This window comes from Actinoallomurus soli, assembly GCF_024055715.1.
In the GTDB taxonomy this organism is placed as follows: Bacteria; Actinomycetota; Actinomycetes; order Streptosporangiales; family Streptosporangiaceae; genus Actinoallomurus; species Actinoallomurus soli.
In genome coordinates this window covers 1-17,934 of record NZ_JAMXMV010000011.1, presented here as the reverse complement: position 1 = coordinate 17,934, position 17,934 = coordinate 1, and the positions used below count along the sequence as shown (strand labels likewise).

At 72.3% G+C, this 17,934-nt stretch carries 16 protein-coding genes; 11 read left to right on the top strand and 5 right to left on the bottom strand.

The genetic code is table 11. The features are described from left to right. Positions 1 to 163: 163 nt before the first annotated feature. On the bottom strand, positions 164 to 808 hold the full coding sequence (locus NDW01_RS25540) for a TetR/AcrR family transcriptional regulator (RefSeq protein WP_252824527.1): 645 nt from the start codon (positions 806 to 808) through the stop codon (positions 164 to 166). Positions 809 to 939: 131 nt separating this feature from the next. Between NDW01_RS25540 and NDW01_RS25535 the strand changes: the two genes are divergently transcribed. Together NDW01_RS25535 and NDW01_RS25530 are read left to right on the top strand one after the other, a co-directional pair. Then, on the top strand, positions 940 to 2,526 hold the full coding sequence (locus NDW01_RS25535; RefSeq protein WP_406567760.1) for an MFS transporter: 1,587 nt from the start codon (positions 940 to 942) through the stop codon (positions 2,524 to 2,526). Positions 2,527 to 2,834: 308 nt separating this feature from the next. After that, positions 2,835 to 3,803: an aldo/keto reductase gene (locus NDW01_RS25530; protein ID WP_252824523.1), complete on the top strand. Its 969-nt coding sequence runs from the start codon at positions 2,835 to 2,837 to the stop codon at positions 3,801 to 3,803. 11 nt (positions 3,804 to 3,814) lie between these two features. Here the strand turns inward: NDW01_RS25530 and NDW01_RS25525 are convergent, their stop codons facing one another. Next, positions 3,815 to 4,321, bottom strand: a complete 507-nt coding sequence (locus NDW01_RS25525) for an Lrp/AsnC family transcriptional regulator (RefSeq protein ID WP_252824521.1) — start codon at positions 4,319 to 4,321, stop codon at positions 3,815 to 3,817. A gap of 34 nt (positions 4,322 to 4,355) precedes the next feature. On the opposite strand from NDW01_RS25525, the gene NDW01_RS25520 reads away from it, so the two are divergent. Both NDW01_RS25520 and NDW01_RS25515 read left to right on the top strand, forming a co-directional pair. Next, on the top strand, positions 4,356 to 5,444 hold the full coding sequence (locus tag NDW01_RS25520) for an EamA family transporter (RefSeq protein ID WP_252824511.1): 1,089 nt from the start codon (positions 4,356 to 4,358) through the stop codon (positions 5,442 to 5,444). A 107-nt stretch (positions 5,445 to 5,551) separates the two neighbouring features. Beyond that, complete coding sequence (locus NDW01_RS25515; RefSeq protein ID WP_252824508.1) at positions 5,552 to 6,790, top strand: cytochrome P450 family protein; 1,239 nt, start codon at positions 5,552 to 5,554, stop codon at positions 6,788 to 6,790. Positions 6,791 to 7,185: 395 nt separating this feature from the next. On the opposite strand, the gene NDW01_RS25510 is transcribed toward NDW01_RS25515, so the two are convergent. The 3 genes from NDW01_RS25510 to NDW01_RS25500 form a co-directional block, all read right to left on the bottom strand. Then, entirely contained in the window at positions 7,186 to 7,587 is a 402-nt protein-coding gene (locus tag NDW01_RS25510; protein WP_252824506.1) for an NUDIX hydrolase, read from the bottom strand. Positions 7,588 to 7,711: 124 nt separating this feature from the next. Further along, a complete protein-coding gene (locus tag NDW01_RS25505) occupies positions 7,712 to 8,794 on the bottom strand; it encodes a PP2C family protein-serine/threonine phosphatase (protein ID WP_252824504.1) in 1,083 nt (360 codons plus the stop codon). Positions 8,795 to 8,838: 44 nt separating this feature from the next. Further along, positions 8,839 to 9,303 (bottom strand): RrF2 family transcriptional regulator, encoded by a 465-nt coding sequence (locus tag NDW01_RS25500; protein WP_252824502.1) that lies wholly within the window; start codon positions 9,301 to 9,303, stop codon positions 8,839 to 8,841. 308 nt (positions 9,304 to 9,611) lie between these two features. On the opposite strand from NDW01_RS25500, the gene NDW01_RS25495 reads away from it, so the two are divergent. The 7 genes from NDW01_RS25495 (at position 9,612) to manA (ending at position 17,900) form a co-directional block, all read left to right on the top strand. Beyond that, entirely contained in the window at positions 9,612 to 10,634 is a 1,023-nt protein-coding gene (locus tag NDW01_RS25495) for a LacI family DNA-binding transcriptional regulator (RefSeq protein WP_252824499.1), read from the top strand. 141 nt (positions 10,635 to 10,775) lie between these two features. After that, entirely contained in the window at positions 10,776 to 12,089 is a 1,314-nt protein-coding gene (locus tag NDW01_RS25490) for an ABC transporter substrate-binding protein (protein ID WP_252824497.1), read from the top strand. 3 nt (positions 12,090 to 12,092) lie between these two features. Continuing rightward, on the top strand, positions 12,093 to 13,061 hold the full coding sequence (locus NDW01_RS25485) for a carbohydrate ABC transporter permease (RefSeq protein WP_252824494.1): 969 nt from the start codon (positions 12,093 to 12,095) through the stop codon (positions 13,059 to 13,061). Continuing rightward, positions 13,054 to 13,896 (top strand): carbohydrate ABC transporter permease, encoded by an 843-nt coding sequence (locus NDW01_RS25480; RefSeq protein ID WP_252824491.1) that lies wholly within the window; start codon positions 13,054 to 13,056, stop codon positions 13,894 to 13,896. Before NDW01_RS25485 ends, NDW01_RS25480 begins: the two co-directional genes overlap by 8 nt. Positions 13,897 to 13,924: 28 nt before the next feature. Then, positions 13,925 to 15,817, top strand: a complete 1,893-nt coding sequence (locus NDW01_RS25475; RefSeq protein WP_252824480.1) for a glycoside hydrolase 5 family protein — start codon at positions 13,925 to 13,927, stop codon at positions 15,815 to 15,817. After that, positions 15,814 to 16,785, top strand: coding sequence for an ROK family protein (locus NDW01_RS25470; RefSeq protein WP_252824478.1), 972 nt, complete (start codon positions 15,814 to 15,816; stop codon positions 16,783 to 16,785). Before NDW01_RS25475 ends, NDW01_RS25470 begins: the two co-directional genes overlap by 4 nt. Before the next feature lie 2 nt (positions 16,786 to 16,787). Then, positions 16,788 to 17,900: a mannose-6-phosphate isomerase, class I gene (gene manA, locus NDW01_RS25465; protein ID WP_252824475.1), complete on the top strand. Its 1,113-nt coding sequence runs from the start codon at positions 16,788 to 16,790 to the stop codon at positions 17,898 to 17,900. The last annotated feature ends 34 nt before the right edge of the window (positions 17,901 to 17,934 follow it).

Sequence of the window (17,934 nt, the reverse complement as noted above, 5' to 3'; positions counted from 1 at the left end):
GCCCGGGCGGGTCGCGCGGTTCCGGGCATGGCGGGCCGGCTCACGGCTTTCCGAACCGTCGCGCCGATCGGCGACCGGCCCGGGACGTTGCGCCGACCGGCCTGGGCCGTCGTCGCGACGGCCGGCGACCTGTCCGGGCCGTCGCGCCGCTCGAAGAGGGCGGTCAGGCGGCGGACCAGGCGCCGGGGAGCGTCTCGGCGGCGACGGCGAAGACCTCCTCGATGCGCGAGGCGACCTCGTCCGGCTGGAAGAGGCCCTCGTGCGCGCACCCCTCGAACCCGATCCGCATCACGGTCAGGAAGGTCGCGGCGATCAGTGTCGGGCGCAGGTCGGTCGCGAGGTCGACGTTCATCCGCCGGGCGAGGATCGTGGCCAGCTCGTGCTCCAGCTCGCTGAAGTAACGCAGCTGCGCCACCTCCAGCGCGGGACTGTGCTCGATCACATCGCGGATCTTGGCGAACCGGCCCGCGTGCTCCTCGTCGGCGGACCGCACGGAGTCCAGGACGTGGTGGATCGCGGCCGCGAGGGCCGTGATCGGAGGCTCGTCGCCGGGCCGGTCGACCAGGGTCGCCAGGAAGACCTGGTCGTACTCCTTCATGATCGCCAGGACCACGTCCTCCTTGCCGGCGAAGTACCTGAAGAACGTGCGTTGCGACACATCGACCGCCGCCACGATCTCGTCGATCGTCGTCGCCTCGTACCCCTTGGCGAGGAACAGGTCCAGCGCCGCATCGGTCAACGCCCAGCGTGTCCGCTGCTTCTTACGCTCCCGCAAGCCGGTGGTGCCCACACCCGAAGTCTCCACCATGTCACCTCCAGCTCACTCATTGGTTCAGAGTGTGCCATAAGGCAGTGGGTGACTCTTAAAGCGATTTGTCATCTGTCAGTAGCTGCCATAAGTTTGTGGTGCCATCGGACACATGTACTAGGGGGAGTGAGATGTCGCGACCGGCCGTCCAGGAACGATTGCCCGCAGGAGCGGGTCCCAAGCGTCGCGGGATGGGGAACCCGTGGCTGACGCTCGCCGCCGTGGCGCTCGGCGTCATCATGGTGACCCTCGACGGCACGGTCGTCGCGATCGCCAACCCGGCGATCTCCAAGGACCTCGGCGCGTCACTGGCCGACCTGCAGTGGGTCACCAACGGCTACCTCCTCGCCCTCGCCGTCTCGCTGATCACGGCCGGCAAGCTCGGTGACCGGTTCGGTCACAAGCCGGTGTTCCTGATCGGCGTCGCCGGCTTCGCGCTGTCCTCGGCGGGGATCGGCTTCTCCAAGGCGATCGGCATGGTGATCGCCCTGCGGGTCATCCAGGGGCTGTTCGGCGCGATGCTCCAGCCCACGGCGCTCGGCCTGCTGCGCGCGGCGTTCCCGGCCGAGCGCCTCAACATGGCGATCGGTCTGTGGGGCGCCTGCATCGCGGCCTCCACGGCCTCCGGCCCGATCGTGGGCGGCCTGCTCGTCCAGCACGTCAACTGGGAGTCGGTCTTCTTCATCAACGTGCCGGTCGGCATCGTGACGCTCATCGTCGGCAGCCTGTTCCTTCTCAACGCCCGCGGCGAGGCCAAGGGCGGCGGCTTCGACCTCATCGGCATCGTCCTGCTGTCCGGGATGCTGTTCACCCTGGTCTGGGGCGTCATCAAGGCCCCGGCCTACGGCTGGGCCGACGTGAAGACCCTGGCGTTCTTCGGCGGCGCGATCGTGCTGCTGGTGCTGTTCGTCGTGCGCGAGCACCTGTCGCGGGATCCGCTGCTCCCGCTCACGCTGTTCCGCTCGGTGTCGCTGTCCGTGGGCGTCGTGCTGATGATGCTCATGGCGTTCGCGATGTTCGGCGCGATGTTCTTTCTCACTTTTTATTTGCAGTCCGTGCACGGATTGTCGCCGGTGGACACCGGCGTACGGCTCCTGCCCATGATGCTCGCCATGATGGTGGCCTCCCCGGTCGCCGGTGGAGTGATCTCCAAGCTCGGGCCGCGCGCCCCCCTGGTCGTCGGCATGGCCCTCGCCGGAGTGGCGTTCCTCGGCATGTCGCGCCTCGGGGTGGACGCCAGCTTCTCGGGCATGGCGCCCTGGTTCGCGCTCATCGGCATCGGCCTGAGCCCGGTGATGGTCGCGGCCACCGACATCATCGTCGGCAACGCCCCCGTCGCCCTGTCGGGCGTCGCGGGCGGCCTGCAGCAGGTGGCGATGCAGGTCGGCGGCGCGCTCGGCACCTCCGTCCTCGGCGCCGTCCTGACCGCCAAGGTGGCCGGGGTCCTGCCCGGCCACATGAAGGACGCGGGCCTGCCGGCGCCGACCCCGGCGCAGGTCGACCTGATGAAGGGCGCCATCTCCCAGGGCGTCGCGCCGGTCCCCAAGAACACGCAGCCGCAGATCGCCGAGATGATCGTCAAGGCCAGCCACCTGTCGTTCATCGACGGCATGCACCTGGCCTTCGTCGTCAGCGCGGTGATGGCGTTCATCGCCGCCCTGTTGAGCCTCCTCGTCCGGGCGGGCCGCCAGGTCGAGGGCGCCGCGATCCACATCTGACAGAGATGATGTAGGTGAGCACCTCCCGACGGGGGTCTGACCCAACCTCTGACTGACTTCGGGTCTTCAACGGGCCTCGACACGCGCTCTTCGGACCCTCGACGCCTTCGCCGCCGCCGTCGCCGTCTCGAACCCGGTGCGCCGGGCATCGCCCGGCGACGGCGGCGGCGAAGCCGTTCACGGCGGCACGCCGTCGAATCGCAGGCGCCGGCCGCGGTCGTCCTTGCTTTCGGGATTCCGGTAGGCCCGGGATCCCCGGACGATCTTCTCGTCGCCGGCGCCGGGCCGGCCGGATACGAGGTGGCGCTGTGGAGTACGTGCGGTTGGGCTCCTCCGGGTTGAAGGTGTCGCGGATCTGCCTCGGCATGATGAGCTTCGGGGACCGTACGCGGCGTCGGTGGCACCTGGACGAGGAGGGCGCCGAGCCCATCGTGCGGCGGGCGGTCGAGGCCGGGGTGACGTTCTTCGACACCGCGGACATGTACGACCAGGGCGCGAGCGAGGTGGTGACGGGGCGGCTGCTCGCGCGGCTCTTCCCGCGCCGTACGGACTACGTGCTCGCCACCAAGGTGTACTTCCCGATGGGGCCCGGACCGAACGACGGCGGCCTGTCGCGGGCCCACATCATGGCCGCGATCGACGCGTCGCTGACGCGGCTGGGCACCGACCACGTCGACCTCTACCAGGTCCACCGCTGGGACGACACGACGCCGATCGAGGAGACGATGACGGCGCTGCACGACGTCGTACGCGCGGGTAAGGCGCGGTACGTCGGCGCCTCCAGCATGTACGCGTGGCAGTTCGCCACGGCGCAGCACGTGGCGGCCACCCGGTTCGTGTCGATGCAGAACCACTACAACCTCGTCTACCGCGAGGAGGAGCGGGAGATGATCCCGCTCTGCCGCGATCAGGGCGTGGGCGTGCTGCCGTACAGCCCGCTCGCGCGCGGGCTGCTGGCCGGCGGCCGGGACCGGGACGGCGCCCGGCGGACCGTACGCGCCGGGGACGACCCGCTCGCCGAGGCGCACTACGAGGAGAGCGACTTCGACGTGGTGGACGCGGTGCGGAAGGTCGCGGACGAGCGCGGCCTGCCCCCGGCGACGGTGGCGCTCGCCTGGCTGCTCCGCAGGCCCGGCGTGACCGCTCCGATCGTCGGCGCGACCAGGGCCGGTCACGTCGACGACGCGGTGGCGGCGGTGGACGTGGCGCTGAGCGAGGAGGAGAAGGCGCGTCTGGAGGCGCCCTACCGGCCCCACCGGGTGATCGGCCACTCCTGACCGCCGCCCGGTCAACCCTCGCCGGGTGGAGCGGCGTGGTCGAGGGGCAGCGGACGCCGGGAGACGACGGCGGCGTGGACGAGAGACGTCGTGGTCCGCCCGTACGGGGCGAACCGGTCGAGGATGGGCTCCAGGTGCTCGACGGAGCGCAGGTGCGCGGTGAAGTAGAAGCAGTCGTCGCCGGTGATCCGGTGGCACTCGACGATCTCCGGGATCTCCTCGGCGATCTTGGCGATCCGCGGCAGCTCCCGGACGGCCGGGTTGATCCGTACCATGACCGTGACCGGGAAACCGAGGGCACGCGGATCGACCTCGGCGCGGTAGCCGGTGATCACGCCGGTCGTCTCCAGCCGCTGCACCCGATCGGCCACGGCGGGCGCCGACAGACTGACCCTGCGGCCCAGCTCGGCGATGCTCAGGCGCCCGTCGGTCTGCAGTTCGGCGAGGATTCGAAGGTCGGTCCGATCGAGCTCTTTGGCTTCATAGGCCCGCTCGGGTCGGGGCCTCCGGTTCGCCATACCGTCAGCGTACGAGCCGGCCGACGATACGACCATGCCCATCGGCTCCGACCCGCCCGGCGACACGGGCCCGCGCGCGGGCGCCGTCCACGGCGACACGGCCTCGCCCCCCGGCTCCGCGCGTGGCGACACGGCCCCGCCCGTGGGCGCCGTTCACGGCGACACGGCCCCGCCCCTCGGCTCTGACCGCGGCGGCGCGGCCCAGCTCCCCGGCTCCGCACGCGGTGGGCGTGCATCGTCCCGCGGCCCCAGCCGGGGTGACCAGCCCTCGTCCTCCGGTTCGGCAGGCGGTGGGCGCCGCGCCGCCGTCCCGCCGTGGGCCTATTTCATCGGCAGCGCCGTCTTCCACTACCTCGGCCCGTCGTTCGCGGTGCTGCTGTTCGCGCGGGTCGGCCCGCTCGGCGTCGCGGGCCTGCGGATCTGGAGCGCCGCGCTCGTGTTCGCCCTCTGGCGACGCCCGTGGCGCGTCCTGGGCGGAGCGGGGCGCCGGCTGCTCCTCGCGTGGGGCCTCGTGCTCGCGGTGATGAACGCCTGCTTCTACCTGGCCATCGCGCGGCTGCCGCTGGGCACCGTCGCGGCGATCGAGTTCCTGCCCGTGATCGCGCTGGCCGCACTCGGCACGCGGACCACGCGGAACCTGGCGGCTCTGGTCGCCGTCGTCGGCGGCGTGTACGTCCTCACCGACGTGCGGCTGTCCGGACGGCCGCTGGGCTTCGTGTTCGCGTTCGCCAACGCGGCGCTGTTCGCGGGGTACATCGTGATCGCGCATCGGGCCGCGCGGCGCTTCCCGAGCGGCATCGACGGCCTGGCGGCGGCGATGCTCGTCGCGGCCGTCTGTGTCCTCCCGCTGGGCGCGTGGCAGGCCGTCCCGGCGCTGGCCGACCCGGTCGCGCTCGCCGCCGGGATCGGGGTCGGGGTCGCCTCCTCGGTGATCCCGTACGTCTGCGACCAGCTCGCCATGGCCCGCATGGCGCGGGCCACGTACGCCCTGCTGGTCGCGCTGCTCCCGGCGGCGGCCACGGTCATCGGCGCGGTGGTGCTCGGCCAGGTGCCGTCCCCGGCCGAGGCCGCCGGCGTCGCGCTGGTCATCACGGGCGTCGCCCTGCACCGCGAACGCCGCTGACCCGGTGGCCCGCAGGCCCGGCGGGCGGTCCCGTCATGGGCATTTACCGTGTTCTTGACTTATAGTCGTGGCCGCCGCCGATCCGCCGCATCGTCAGGAGCCACGCGATGGAAGACCGCTCGTGCCCGTACGCCCTCGATGCCGTCGGCACCGACATCCACGCCGAGGCCGCGCGGCTGCGGCAGCGGGGCGCGGTGACACCCGTCGAGCTGCCCGGCGGGGTGGTGGCATGGGCGGTGACCGGCCATGAAACCCTCAGGCGACTGCTGGCCGACCCGCGGGTCTCCAAGGACGCGCGCCGTCACTGGACCCGGTGGCGGAACGGCGAGATCACCCCCGACTGGCCGCTCTACATCTGGGTCGCGGTGGAGAACATGTTCACCGCCTACGGCGACGACCACCGGAGGCTGCGCGGCATCATCTCCCACGCGTTCACCCCGCGCCGTACCGCCGCCCTCAGGCCGCGCGTCGAGGAGATCACCGAGGACATCCTCGACCGGCTCGCCGCCCGTCCCGGCGGCCGGGCCGACCTGCGCGAGGGGTTCGCCTATCCGCTGCCCATCGAGGTCATCTGCCGGCTCATGGGCGTCCCGGACGGGCCGCGGGCGCGCGTGCGGAGCGCCGTCGACGTCATCTTCACCACGTCCGCGACGCCGGAGCAGGCCCAGGCCGCCCACCAGGAGATCTGGGCCCTGCTCGCCGAGCTCGTCGCCGACAAGCGCCGGACCCCCGGCGACGACCTCACCAGTGCCCTCATCACCACCCGGGACGAGGACGGGTCGCGGCTGACCGAGGACGAGCTCGTCGGCACGCTCATCCTGATGATCTCCGCCGGCCACGAGACGACCGTCAACCTCCTCGACCACGCGGTCACGGCACTGCTCACCCATCCCGAGCAGCTCGCACTCGCCCGTAAGGGAGACGTCGCCTGGGCGGACGTGATCGAGGAGACGTTGCGCTGGCAGGCGCCGGTCGCGAACCTGCCGCTGCGCTACGCCGTGGAGGACATCCAGGTCGGTGACGTGACGATCGCCCGCGGCGACGCGATCCTCGCCGCGTACGCCGCCGCCGGCCGCGACCCGGGCCCGCATCCTGTGAACCCGGACCGCTTCGACGTCACCCGCCCCGACAAGGAGCACCTGTCCTTCGGTCACGGCGCGCACTACTGCCTCGGTGCCCCGCTCGCCCGGATGGAGGCGGAGATCGCCATCCCGGCCCTCTTCGACCGCTTCCCCGACCTCGCCCTGGCGGTCGACCCGGGCGAGTTGGAGACCCTCCCGTCGTTCATCTCCAACGGCCATCGCACGCTCCCGGTCGTGCTGGGCCCGGAACGCTCACCGGCCTGAGCCGGCCGTCATCAGGCTCGTGAACCGCGGGGGAGGACGCCCCGGGAGGTGAGGGTCTCCACCAGGCCGGGGGTGGTCGGCAGGGCGGCCCACACTTCGGCGTGCGCCCGCCGGGCGTCGGGGGCGTCGTCACCGGCGCGTGGCCGCGTCCGCCTGGGAATTCGTCCCGGTCCGGATGGGTGTTCGTCCCAACGGCCCTCACTATTTTCGGGCATTTTCCCGCAGCTTTTCGGTGGCCCATAACAAGGAAGCGGATTCCGGTCGCGGATGATGGGGCACGACCGCGCCTCGGCAGAACGAGCGCACCGGCCCGCTGAATCCGCCGGAATCCCCGCCGACGCCCCGGCCGTTCTCCCGCGACGGGCCGGCGCAGGACGCCGGGAGCTTCGGCGGGGTCATCCGGTGGTGGGAAGGACGCCCCAGGAGGTGAGAGCCTCGATCAGGCCGGTGGTGGTCGGCAGGGCGGCCAGTTCACCGGCGTTCACCCAGCGGACGTCGCCCGCGTCGTCGCCGGCGCGCAGGACGCCGCCGTCGACGCTGGCCCGGTAGTCGCGGATGTCGTAGACGGCTCCGCCGGGGCCGGCGCGGTCGACGGAGCCGACCAGCGGTCCCGGGACGACGCGCAGCCCCGTCTCCTCGGCGACCTCGCGGATGATGGCGTCGGCGTCGCTCTCGCCCGCCTCGACCCGGCCGCCCGGGATCGACCACCTGCCCTCGTCGGGCGGATGCCCGCGGCGGATGAGCAGGAGACGTCCCTCGGCGTCATGGACGATCGCGCCGACGCACCGCACACGCATGCCCCCAGGGTGCCATGGCCGGGCGTCGGCGCGGGCGGCCGCCGGCCCGGCGGGCCGTCCGGTCATGGGGGAGCGAGGAGGGATGAGGGCGCCGCACCCGGTCACCGCGGTCCGCGGTGGCTCGTCAACCGGTGCGTTCGATGGCGAGGATCGCCGCGTCGTCGGTGAGGCGCCCGCCGACGTAGGCGAGGAGATCCGCGTGGAGGTGGTCGATGAGCGCGGCGGGACGATCCCCGGTCCAGCCGACGATCCGTTCGTGGAGGGGGAAGAAGCGCCCCGAGGAATCGCGGGCCTCGATGACACCGTCGGTGTGGAGCAGGAGGACGTCGCCGGCTTCGAAGGCGAATGTCTCGACCCGATGACCGGGATCCGCGAGTTCGCCCAGGCCGAGCGGAGGCGCGGGCTCACTGACGTCGAGCGCGGAGACCGTGTCGTCATGCAGGCGCAGTGGCGGAGGGTGCCCGAAGTCGACCAATCGAACGACGGCGTCGTCGTCGGGGATCTCGACGAGCGTCGCGGTGATGAAGGTCTCCCCGAGGGTCCTCGGATCCGCCGGGTCGGCCTGCTGTGACCGAACGCTGCCTTCCAGGAAGTCCGCGAGTTCGGAGAGGCCGTCCCGCTGGGCGGCCGCCCCGCGGAAGGCGCCGACGAGGGCCGCGGCGTCGCCGACGGCGGCCAGTCCCTTGCCCCGGACGTCCCCGATGATGAGGCGCGTCCTGCCGTGAGCCCTCGTGACCGCGTACAGGTCACCGCCGATCTGCGCCTCGTCTTCGGCGGCGAGATACAGCGAGGACAGCCGCAGCGGGCCCACCTGCCGCGGAAGAGGGCGGAGCACGGCCTGCTGCGCGACCTCGGCGACCGTCTTGACCTGGTTCAGCTCCCGGAGACGGCGGTCGCGCACGTAGCACATGGCCGTGGTGAATATGGCCACCATGATGAGTGCGGTGACCTCCGTCAGGTGGGTCAGCACGCCCTTCGCCAACATGATCACCGTGCAGGCCGCCGTGGCCAGGGACCAGTTGACGCCGGCGGCCAGCGGCCCGGAGAACCAGGCCGCGACGATGGCCTCCACGAACAGGATGTCGCTCAGCCGGATACGGATCGACGTGGCCAGGTCGACGGCGAGGAGCGTGACGATGAAGGCGGCCGCGAATGCCACGATCAACCTGTCCCGGCGGCCCGGCTGTGCGGGGATGAGGTTCGCCATGGATGCATCTGCTCCACTTGAAGAGGGACGGCCGGGGACACCGGTCACACCGCGTACCACTGCCGGGTTCTCTCGACGGCCGCGGCGGGGGCCCTGGCCATCATGTCGGCGAGCGTCTGCGACGCCAGCTCACGCCGCCATGCCAGCTCGGCCTTGCGTATTCCGGTTGTGATCACACACTGCCGCGCGAACTCCTGCGGATCTCTGCCGGCTCCGGCTCCTCGCCGCCGGATCTCGGTACACCGGAACGCCCCTTCGCGTCCTTCGATCGCCGTGACGACATCGAGGAGAGTGATCTTCTCGGCCGGCCGGTCGAGCCGGAACCCGCCGCGGGCGCCCGGGCTGGAGGCCAGGATCCCCGCGCGGACCAGTGCCTGCAGGTGTTTGTTCAGGTAGGCGGACGGCAGCTCGAAGGTCGCTGCCAGCTTCGCCGCCGACACCGGTCGATCACCTCCGAGCCACCCCAGGGTCAGGCAGCAGTGGAGCGCCCACTCGACGCCTTCACTCATCCGCACAACCTGGATGCTACACCTCCAGATTGCCGGCGTGACAGAGAGATGGGTGCTTTGACCTGCGAAAACGCGATCATGGGGGTGCGGGGCTGGCCGTGGTCCGGGACATCGTCGGTACCGGGCCCAAGGGCGACCGGTGGCCCGCGTTGATCACGGTTCGGGACGGGACTCTCGAGGACTGGGGCGGTCTGCGCTCGACCGGATGCCATCGGCGACAGCACGTTAAACCGTCTGTCAAAGCATTGTCAATGTCCTTTCGGTTATCTTCATCGTGACCAGCAAAACCGGTTTTGCAAGAGGTGGAGATGAAGCGTCCGACGATCGCCGACATCGCGCGCCGGGCAGGGGTCACCAAGAGCACCGTCTCGTTCGCCCTGAACGACCGGCCCGGCGTCTCCGCGGCGACGCGGGACCGCATCCTCGGCATCGCGCGGGAGATGGGGTGGCAGCCGAGCCGCGCCGCCCGCGCGCTGTCCGGTGGCCGGGCGGGAGTGCTCGGCCTGGTGGTGGACCGGCCGGCGCGGACGCTGGGGATCGAGCCGTTCTTCGTGCAGCTCATCGCCGGCATCGAGAGCGAGCTGGCGGCGCGCGACGTCGCGCTCCTGCTGCACATGGCCGAGGACGGTAGGGCGCAGATGGACACCTACCGCCGGTGGTGGGCCGAGCGCCGTGTGGACGGGGTGTTCCTCGTCGACCTGCGGCTGGAGGACGAGCGGGCCGGGCTGCTGGCCGAGCTGGGAATGCCCGCGATCGTGGTCGGGGGCCCGGAGGGCCTCGGCGGGCTGCCCGGCGTCTGGAACGACGAGACCGCGGCCGTACGGTCCACGCTGGAGTACCTCGCGGCGCTCGGCCACCGGCGGATCGCCCGGGTCGCGGGGCCGCCGGAGCTGCGGCACACGGTCGCGCGCGGCGCCGCGTTCCAGGCCGCGGCCGGCGCGCTGGGGGTGGCGACGGCCGAGGTGGCGACGGACTACACCGGGGAGGAGGGGGCGCGCGCCACGCGCCGGCTGCTCGCCGCGCCCTCGCCGCCCACCGCGATCGTCTACGACAACGACGTGATGGCCCTGGCCGGGCTGGCGGTCGCCGCCGAGATGGGGGTTCCGGTGCCCGGCCGGCTGTCCATCGTCGCCTGGGACGACTCGGCGCTCTGCCGGCTGGTCCACCCGCCGCTGACCGCCGTCGGGCTCGACATCTCCTGCTACGGCGCGGAGGTGGCGCGCCGCCTGCTCGACCTGGTCGCCGGGCGGCCGGTCGACGACGGCTGCCACGCGGCGCCGGTCCTGACCCCGCGGGGCAGCACGGGAGCGGCTCCGGACGGGGACGGTTGACGCTAAACCGGTTCAGTGTTCCTATCGGTACGACGGATTTCCACAGTCGCCGGAGAAACGCCGGGGGCCGGGCCGTACCCGGTCGCCGGCCGGTCAGCGCTCGACCGGATGCCTCTCCTGACGGCCGATGGGAGTTCACAGGTGAAGGCACGCCGAATCACGGCGCTCGTCACGGGCGCCCTCATGGTCATGGCCGGCGCCGGCTGCGGTGGCGGCGGCGGTGACAAGTCGTCCCCGAGGACGCTGACCTACTGGGCCAGCAATCAGGGCCGCTCCATCCAGCAGGACCAACAGGTGCTCGGCCCGGAGCTGAAGAAGTTCGAGCAGCGGACCGGGATCAAGGTCAAGCTCGAGGTGATCGGCTGGCCCGACCTGCTCAACCGCATCCTCGCCGCGACGTCCAGCGGCAAGGGCCCCGACGTCCTCAACATCGGCAACACCTGGTCCGCCTCGCTGCAGGCGACCGGGGCGTTCCAGTCGTTCGACGACGCGACCATCGCCAAGGTCGGCGGCCGGAACCGCTTCATCCCCTCCACGCTCACGTCGACGGGGGCCGCCGGGAAACCGCCCGGGTTCGTCCCGCTGTACGGCCTGGCGTACGGCCTGTTCTACAACAAGAAGCTCTTCGCCGACGCGGGACTCAAGCAGCCGCCGCGGACATGGGAGGACCTCGTCACCGACGCGAAGAAGCTCACCGACCCGGCGAAGAAGCGGTACGGCGTCGGCATCGAGGGCGCGAGCTACACCGAGGCCGCGCACTTCGCGTTCATGTTCGGCGCGCAGCACGGCGCCCGGCTGTTCCAGGGCGGGCAGCCCGGCTTCGACTCGCCGGCGATGGTGGCCGGCGTGCGGCAGTACGTCGACCTGCTGGGCGCCGACAAGGTGGTCGACCCGGCCGACGCGGAGTACCTCAACAACGACCAGATCCTCGGGGACTTCGCGCGCGGCCGGTTCGCCATGATGATGATCCAGAGCTTCGCCACCGCCGGGCTGCGCGAGAACGGCATGAAGGACTCCGACTACGGCGTCACGCCGATCCCGCTGCCCGATCCGCTCCCTCCGGGCGGGCGCCGGGTCGCCAGCCACGTCGCGGGCATCAACGTCGGAGTGTTCAAGAACTCCGGCAACAAGGACGGCGCGCTGAAGTTCGTCCAGTTCCTGACCAGCCCGGAGGAGCAGAAGATCCTCAACGCGGCGTGGGGGAGCCTGCCGGTGGTCCCGCAGGCGTACGACGACCCGAGGTTCCAGACGCCCGCGACCCGCACGTTCCGCGCGGTGCTGGCCGACGAGGCCGAGACCCTGCCGATGATCCCGCAGGAGGCCCAGTTCGAGACCCTCGTCGGCAACACCGTCAAGGGCCTGCTCGCCGACGCCGCCGCGGGCCGTCCCGTCGACGAGGCGACGATCCGCGCCAAGCTCACCGACGCGAACAAGAAGATGCAGGCGGGCGGCTGACCGGTGGCACGAACCGTCACGGCCCCCGGGAGTGCGCCCGCCCGCACTCCCGGGCGCCCCTCGCCCCGGCCCCGGCGCCGCGTCAAGGCGCTGCCGTACGTCCTGCTGCTGCCCGCGCTCGTCGCCGAGCTGGCCATCCACATCATCCCGATGCTGGTCGGGGCGTGGATGAGCCTGCTGCACCTCACCCAGTTCTTCATCCGCAACTGGACGCAGGCGCCGTACGGAGGGCTGTCCAACTACCGGATCGCGGTGAACGCCCGCGGCCCCGTCGGCAAGGACCTGCTGCAGTCCTTCCTCGTCACGCTGGCGATCACGGCGGTGGTCGTCGGCTGCTCGTGGCTGTTCGGGACGGTCGCGGCGGTGCTCCTGCAGCGGCCCTTCCCCGGCCGGGGGGCGCTGCGGACGCTGTTCCTCATCCCGTACGCGCTGCCGGTGTTCACCGCCGTCATCACCTGGCGGTTCATGTTCCAGCGGGACACCGGCATGGTGAACGCCCTGCTGTCGGACGAGCTGAAGGTGACGCACGGCCATCCGTTCTGGCTGCTCGGCGACCGCGGCTTCGCCGCCGTGGTGATCATCGCGGTCTGGCGGATGTGGCCGTTCGCGTTCCTCACCGTCACGGCGGGTCTGCAGGGCATCCCCGGCGACCTGTACGAGGCGGCGGCCATCGACGGCGCCGGTTCGTTCGGCGTCTTCCGGCGGGTGACGCTGCCGCTGCTGCGGCCGGTCAACCGGGTCCTGCTGCTCGTGCTGTTCCTGTGGACGTTCAACGACTTCAACGTCGCGTACATCCTGTTCGACCAGCCGCCCGCGGCCGCCGACATGATCTCGATCCACATCTACAACGCGTCCTTCATCACCTGGAACTTCGGGCTCGGCTCGGCGATGTCCGTCCTGCTCCTGGTGTTCCTGATGGTGGTCACGCTGGGGTACCTCGGCGTGGGACGGCTGAGGAGCCGCCATGCGTGAGTCACGTACGCTGCGCTGGGCGCGGCCGGTCGTCCTCGGCCTGTTCGCGCTGTTCACCGTGCTGCCGCTGTACGTCATGGCGGTCTCGTCGATCAAGCCGCTGAAGGACGTGCAGGGCCGGTTCACCTGGCTGCCGACGCACGTGACGTTCCGGCCGTTCGTCGACATGTGGCGCACGGTGCCGCTCGGCCGCTATTTCGTGAACAGCCTCGTCGTCTCGGTCTCGGCGACCGCCTGCTCGGTGGCGATCGCGATCCTCGCCGGGTACGCCGTCAGCCGGTACCGCTTCGCCGGGCGCGGCACCTTCCTGACCACCGTGCTGTCGACCCAGATGTTCCCCGGCATCCTGTTCCTGCTGCCGCTGTTCCTGATCTTCGTCAACGTCGAGAAGTACACCGGGATCCGGCTGTACGGCAGCCGCACCGGCCTGACCATCACGTACCTGACGTTCGCGCTGCCGTTCTCCATCTGGCTCATCGCGGGGTACTTCGACACGATCCCGCGCGAGCTCGACGAGGCGGCGCGCGTCGACGGCGCCGGTCCGCTGCGGACGCTCCTGCGGGTGGTCCTGCCGGTGGCCGCGCCGGGCGTGGTCGCGGTGGCGATCTACGCCTTCATGACGGCCTGGGGCGAGGTGCTGTTCGCCTCGGTGCTGACCGACGACTCCACCCGGACGCTCGCCGTCGGCCTGCGCGGGTACGCCACCCAGGCGAACGTCTACTGGAACCAGGTGATGGCCGCCTCGCTGGTCATCAGCCTGCCGGTGGTGGTCGGGTTCCTCGCCCTGCAGCGGTTCCTCGTCCACGGGCTCACCGCGGGCGCCGTCAAGTCCTGACCGCCGACTCGAGCTGGAGGCATCCTCGATGCGACGCGACTTCCGCAAGCTGCCCGGCCCGGCGTGGCTCGGCGCGAACTACTGGTCCCGTACCGGCGGGCCGCTCATGTGGCGGTCGTACGACCCCGAGATCGTCCGCGACGAGCTGCGGGTGCTGGCCGACCACGGCCTGAACGTCACCCGGTCGTTCTTCTACTGGCCCGACTTCATGCCCGAGCCGGACCGCCTCGACGCGGCCCTCGTGGAGCGGTACGCCGACTTCCTGGAGGCGCACGCCGAGCGCGGGATGCGCACGATCCCGACCTTCATCGTCGGCCACATGTCCGGCGAGAACTGGGACCCGGCCTGGCGGCAGGGCCGGGACCTGTACGCGGACGTGTGGATGGTGGCCCGGCAGGCGTGGTTCGCCGAGCAGCTGGCCCGGTGGTTCGCCGGCCACCCCGCGATCGCCGGCTGGCTGATCACCAATGAGATGCCCATCTACGGCGGGGCCGCCCCGGCCGAGCGGGTGACGAGCTGGGCGCAGCTCATGGTGCAGGCCGTCCGCGCCGGCGGCGCGCGGGAGCCGGTCTCCATCGGCGACGGCGCGTGGGGCGTCGAGGTCACGGGCGTCGACAACGGGTTCTCCGTCCGCGCGCTCGCCGAGCTCACCGACTTCGTGGGCCCGCACGTCTACCGGATGGAGGACGACCCGGTCCGCCAGCACTACGGCGTGGCGTTCGTCTGCGAGCTGGCGGGGGCGTTCGGGCGGCCGGTCGTGCTGGAGGAGTTCGGCTGCTCCTCCGACTTCGTCGCCGACGACAACGCCGCGCACTACTACCGGCAGGTGCTCTACAACAGCCTCCTCGCCGGGGCGACCGGCTGGATCGCGTGGAACAACACCGACTTCGACCTGCCCGACCAGCCGCCGTACCGCCACCACCCCTTCGAGCTGCACTTCGGCCTGACCACCGCCGACGGCACGCCGAAGCCGGTCCTGCGGGAGATGCGGGACTTCGCCGCCACGCTCGCCCGGCTCGACCTGGCGTCCTGCGCGCGGGCGGACACCGACACCGCCATCGTGGTGCCGGAGGTCCTGGAGGGCGCCTTCCCGTTCACCGAGCCCGGCGACCGGACGTACGTCTTCGACACCCTCCGGCAGGCGTACATCGCCGCCCGCGCCGCCGACCTGGCGCCCGGCCTGACGCGGGAGTACGACGGCATCGCCGGCGACGCGCGCCTCTACCTCGTGCCGTCGGCCAAGCAGCTCACCGCGCCCGGCTGGCGCCGCCTCGAAGAGCTGGCGCGCGGCGGCGCGGTCGTCTACGTCTCGTACTCGGCCGGACCGCACGGCCGGCAGCGCGGCCCGTGGTACTCCCACATGAACGCCATGTTCGGCGTCGAGCACCGGCTGGCGTACGGGCTGAACGACCCGATCGAGGACGACGTCGTCGAGCTCACCCTCACCGCCGATCTGACCCCGCTCAAGAGCGGCACCACCCTGGCGTTCCGCGCCGGCGGCACCGAGCACAGCCGCGCCTACCTGCCGGTCCGGCCGACGACGGCGGAGGTCGTCGCGGTGGACGGCCACGACCGGCCCGCCCTGCTGCGCCGGCGGTGCGGCGACGGATGGATCGTGCTGTGCACGTACCCGCTGGAGCACATGGCCGCCGTCACCCCGCGGGTGAACCCCGAGCCGACGTACCGGATCTACGACGCGCTGGCGGACCTGGCCGGCGCGCGGCGGCCCGTACGGGTCGAGGACCCGCGCGTGTCGGCCGACGTCCTGGTCCGGCCGGACGGAACGCGGTTCGCCGTGCTCGTCGGCCAGGCGGACGCCGAGCTCACCGTTCGCCCCCTCATCGCGGGCAACGGCGGTGCCGGAGATGAAGAGATCACGCTCGGGCCGTATGGTGTGCGCGTGCTGGAGCTGCGAACATGACCGGCGTCGTCCCCGCGACGGCCCCCGACACGACAGGGGCGGTCCCGGACGGACCGCCCGGATCCGCCGTCCTCGCCGTCGACATCGGCGGGACCAAGCTCGCCGCCGCGCTCGTCGAGCCGGACGGCCGGTTGCGCGGGCACGCCGTGCGCCCGACCCCGCGCGGTGACACCGAGACGGTCTGGGCCGCCCTGGCCGCCGTCGTCGGCGAGGCCCTGGGCGAGGAGACCGTCACGGCGGCGGGCATCGGCAGTGCCGGGCCGCTGGACGCCGTCGCGGGCACCGTGAGCCCGGTGAACATCCGGTCCTGGCGGGAGTTCCCCGTCCGCGACCGGCTCGCCGCCCTGCTCGGCGGGCCGCCCGTGACGCTGGCGAACGACGCGGTCGCCGGCGCGGTCGCGGAGTACCGCCACGGCGCGGGCCGCGGCAGCCGGGCCATGCTGGGGATGGTCGTCTCGACCGGCGTCGGCGGCGGACTGATCCTCGACGGGCGGGTGTACGCCGGTCCGACCGGTAACGCCGGGCACGTCGGGCACACCGTGGTCGATCTGAACGGCGAGCCGTGCCCGTGCGGATCGCGGGGCTGCGTCGAGACCCTGACCTCCGGCCCCGCGATGGTGCGCTGGGCCCTCGGCAACGGCTGGACGCATCCGGCCCCCGACGGCGCCGCCCTCGCGGCGGACGCCCGCACGGGGCACCCGGTGGCGGTCGCGGCGTTCGAGCGCGCCTGCCGGGGCCTGGCCGCCGGGATCGCGTCGGCCGCCGCGCTGTGCGACCTCGACCGCGTCGTCATCGGCGGCGGCGTGTCCCGTTCCTGGGACGTGCTGGAGCCCCCGCTCGTCCGCGCGATGGGCGACTACGCCGGCCTCGCCTTCGTCCGGCGCGTCGCCGTGGTCCCCTCCGAACTCGGCGCGGAGGCCGGACTGCTCGGCGCCGCCGCCCTCGCCCACGACCCGGAGCTCGTCTGACGATGTACCTGCTGGAGAACCCCGTCCAGGAGTACGCCTGGGGGTCGCACACCGTCCTCGCCGACCTCCTCGGCCGGCCGTCGCCCACCGAACGGCCGCAGGCCGAGCTGTGGATCGGCGCGCACCCGGCCGCGCCGTCGCGCCTGCCCGCCGGTCCGTCCCTGGACGAGTACATCGCGGCCGACCCGGACGACGCGCTCGGGCCGGCCGCGCTCGCCCGCTTCGGGCCCCGGCTCCCGTTCCTGCTGAAGGTCCTGGCGATCGACGCCCCGCTGTCCCTGCAGGTCCACCCGGACCGGGAGCAGGCCGAGCGCGGATACGCCGCCGAGCAGACGCCGCCCGGCGACCCGGCGCGCAACTACAAGGACGACTGGCCCAAGCCGGAGCTGCTGTGCGCGCTGACCGACGTGCACGCGCTGTGCGGGCTGCGCGACCCCGGCGAGAGCGCCGGCCTGCTCGGCAAGGTCCCGGCGCTGCGTCCCGTCGCCGACCTGCTCGCGGCGGGCGACGTGCGCGCGGCCGTACGCACGGTGCTCACCTGGCCGGACCCGGACCGGGTCGTCCCCGAGGCCGGCGCCGTCGCCGGCGAGCCGTACGCCACGCTCGCCGAGCGCTACCCCGGCGACATGGGCGTCATCCTGGCGATGCTGCTCAACGAGGTCCGTCTCGCGCCCGGCCAGGCGGTGTACGTCCCGCCGCGCGTGCCGCACGCCTACCTCTCCGGGACGGCCGTGGAGCTCATGGCCGGCTCGGACAACGTGCTGCGGGCCGGCCTGACGCCCAAGCACGTCGACGTCCCGGAGCTCCTGAAGATCGCCTCGTTCGAGCCGGGGCGGCCGGACGTCCTGGACCCGGTCCGTACGGTCGGCGAGCAGGTCTACCTCACGCCCGCGCCGGAGTTCCGGCTGTCCCGGGTCGACGCCGCCGACGGCGCGGTGCTGCCCGCGGGCGGCCCGCAGCTGCTCCTGTGCACCGAGGGCCGCGTCGAGCTGCGCCGCGACGGCGAGACGGCGGAGCTGACCCGGGGGCGGGCCGCCTTCGCCGAGCACCGCGGCGGCCCCATCGAGGTGAGCGGGTCGGGCACGGTGTTCCGCGCGAGCCTCCCGCAGACCTGACCACACGGGGTCCATCGGCCGGAGTGCGCGGCAG

Bases quoted from the DNA above. Each gene is read 5' to 3' on its own strand.
- NDW01_RS25515 (WP_252824508.1), top strand. From the start codon at position 5,552: ATGGAAGACCGCTCGTGCCCGTACGCCCTCGATGCCGTCGGCACCGAC.
- NDW01_RS25475 (WP_252824480.1), top strand. From the start codon at position 13,925: ATGCGACGCGACTTCCGCAAGCTGCCCGGCCCGGCGTGGCTCGGCGCG.
- NDW01_RS25520 (WP_252824511.1), top strand. From the start codon at position 4,356: ATGCCCATCGGCTCCGACCCGCCCGGCGACACGGGCCCGCGCGCGGGC.
- NDW01_RS25525 (WP_252824521.1), bottom strand. From the start codon at position 4,321: ATGGCGAACCGGAGGCCCCGACCCGAGCGGGCCTATGAAGCCAAAGAG.
- NDW01_RS25505 (WP_252824504.1), bottom strand. From the start codon at position 8,794: ATGGCGAACCTCATCCCCGCACAGCCGGGCCGCCGGGACAGGTTGATC.
- NDW01_RS25510 (WP_252824506.1), bottom strand. From the start codon at position 7,587: ATGCGTGTGCGGTGCGTCGGCGCGATCGTCCATGACGCCGAGGGACGT.
- NDW01_RS25495 (WP_252824499.1), top strand. From the start codon at position 9,612: ATGAAGCGTCCGACGATCGCCGACATCGCGCGCCGGGCAGGGGTCACC.
- NDW01_RS25480 (WP_252824491.1), top strand. From the start codon at position 13,054: ATGCGTGAGTCACGTACGCTGCGCTGGGCGCGGCCGGTCGTCCTCGGC.
- manA (WP_252824475.1), top strand. From the start codon at position 16,788: ATGTACCTGCTGGAGAACCCCGTCCAGGAGTACGCCTGGGGGTCGCAC.
- NDW01_RS25535 (WP_406567760.1), top strand. From the start codon at position 940: ATGTCGCGACCGGCCGTCCAGGAACGATTGCCCGCAGGAGCGGGTCCC.
- NDW01_RS25470 (WP_252824478.1), top strand. From the start codon at position 15,814: ATGACCGGCGTCGTCCCCGCGACGGCCCCCGACACGACAGGGGCGGTC.
- NDW01_RS25500 (WP_252824502.1), bottom strand. From the start codon at position 9,303: ATGAGTGAAGGCGTCGAGTGGGCGCTCCACTGCTGCCTGACCCTGGGG.
- NDW01_RS25540 (WP_252824527.1), bottom strand. From the start codon at position 808: ATGGTGGAGACTTCGGGTGTGGGCACCACCGGCTTGCGGGAGCGTAAG.